The following is a 1,679-nucleotide window of genomic DNA, read 5'->3' as shown; positions in this document are numbered from 1 at the left end:
TTTCACTGGGTTGCCTTTGGTGCCTAAGCGCGATGATAGTGCTTGCTCAAATATTTTGAATTTATTATATGCATTATGCAATAACGATGACGTAGTGTATCACTGGATACTACGATGGCTGGCTTATCCGCTGCAGAATGTTGGTGCTAAGATGCAGTCTGCCGTATTAATGCATAGTGATGTGCATGGCAGCGGTAAGAGTTATTTCTTTGATGGGGTCATGCGTTTGATTTACGGTAATTACTGCCGTGTATTAGGGCAAACGCAATTAGAGAGCCAGTATAATGATTGGCAGAGTGAAATTTTATTTGGAGTATTTGAAGAGGTTTTGAGTCGAGGCCAAAAATATAGCCATACGGGCACTATAAAGCAGATGGTGACTGGCAAGAACTTTAGAGTTGAGAAAAAATTCATGAGTGGTTGGGAAGAGGCAAACCATATGAATGCCGTTTTTTTAAGCAATGAAGTTCAACCCTTGCCTGTTGAGCCTAGCGATCGACGTTTTTTGGTTGTATGGCCAGAGGAGAAGTTAATAGATTCCTTGAAATTGGGTGTCGATGAAGAGCTAAATAATGGTGGGGCGGAGGCATTTTTAGCATTACTGTTAGCTGTGCCCTTAGATGGCTTTACAATTTATAGTGAGCCTCCCACTACCGAGGCAAAACAAAGGTTGATGGACTTTGGTAAGCCTGCCTGGCAAATATTTTATGAGGAGTGGAGCTCTAATCAACTTGAATATCCTTATTCACCTGTTAGAGTGCGTGATTTATTTAAAGCCTTCGAGCGATACTGCAAAGATCGTAATGAGCATTGTATGGGGCAAAATAAATTTACAGGATTTATTCGCAGCAAAGAGAGACGTCAGTCTGATGTGCGCTACGAATTTTCGGGTAATGAGGCTAAGGCAGCTTTTTTTATAGTAGGAATTTGCCCAGAGGGTAAAAGTAAGAAGCAGTGGCTTGGTGCATGGGTTAATAAGTGGGAAGAATTACTGATGAGAAATGGACCCAGCATGGGGGCTGAAGCGGCATAAGCCTATAAAAGCCGGATAATTTGTAAAAAAGCCGGACTAAAGCCGGATTGTTGAATTCTGTAACTTACTGTTTTTAAACGAAAAGCCGGAAAGCCGGACACGCCGGATACTATTTCTCTCGCACGCGCGCGTTTTTTTACGTAGCGCGTTTTTTTATGTCTTATGGTTTGTAAAAAAAATTCTCATACGAGTAATATTATGCACGGCTTGTCCGGCTTTCCGGCTTTTACATAAAAATCAATAACTTACAGAATCTCGTTGTCCGGCTTTAGTCCGGCTTTTTAGGTTGTAATCCGGCATTTTAAAAATGTGAATTTATTTCATCTAACACTGGTTTTTTTAGCGAATTATTTTTGTTAATTGGTTAAAATGGCGCTATGAGTTAACTAATTCATTACACGGGGCCAAGTAGATGTTAGAGATTATTAAAAATGCTGAAGATGCTAAGTTAATCGAGTTGCGTATTGTGCAATGGGGTAAGTGGGTGCGGGTAGGGTCGCGCTGTGATGGTGCGCGCGGTATTAACCCTATTGCGGCGATGATGGATAAGGTCAACCCAACAGGCTCATCTAGCCCAATGATTAGCGATGATGAGGCAGAGTTGATTGGGGATGCGGTAATGGTGCTGGCACGTGCTGAGCCTCAG

At 42.0% G+C, this 1,679-nt stretch carries 2 protein-coding genes; both read left to right on the top strand.

All coding sequences use genetic code 11. From position 1 onward, the window contains the following. Positions 1-1,033, top strand: a 1,033-nt coding sequence (locus AC438_RS16305; protein ID WP_238376428.1) for a primase-helicase family protein, incomplete at its 5' end; no start/stop codon positions are given. A 412-nt stretch (positions 1,034-1,445) separates the two neighbouring features. Next, positions 1,446-1,679 (top strand): hypothetical protein (locus tag AC438_RS16300; protein WP_202904791.1); only part of this gene is annotated, 234 nt, incomplete at its 3' end.

The organism is Marinagarivorans algicola (assembly GCF_001292705.1).
GTDB classification, from domain to species: Bacteria; Pseudomonadota; Gammaproteobacteria; order Pseudomonadales; family Cellvibrionaceae; genus Marinagarivorans; species Marinagarivorans algicola.
The sequence above is the reverse complement of the archived record's forward strand: the minus strand, read 5'-3'. Positions and strand labels throughout refer to the sequence as shown.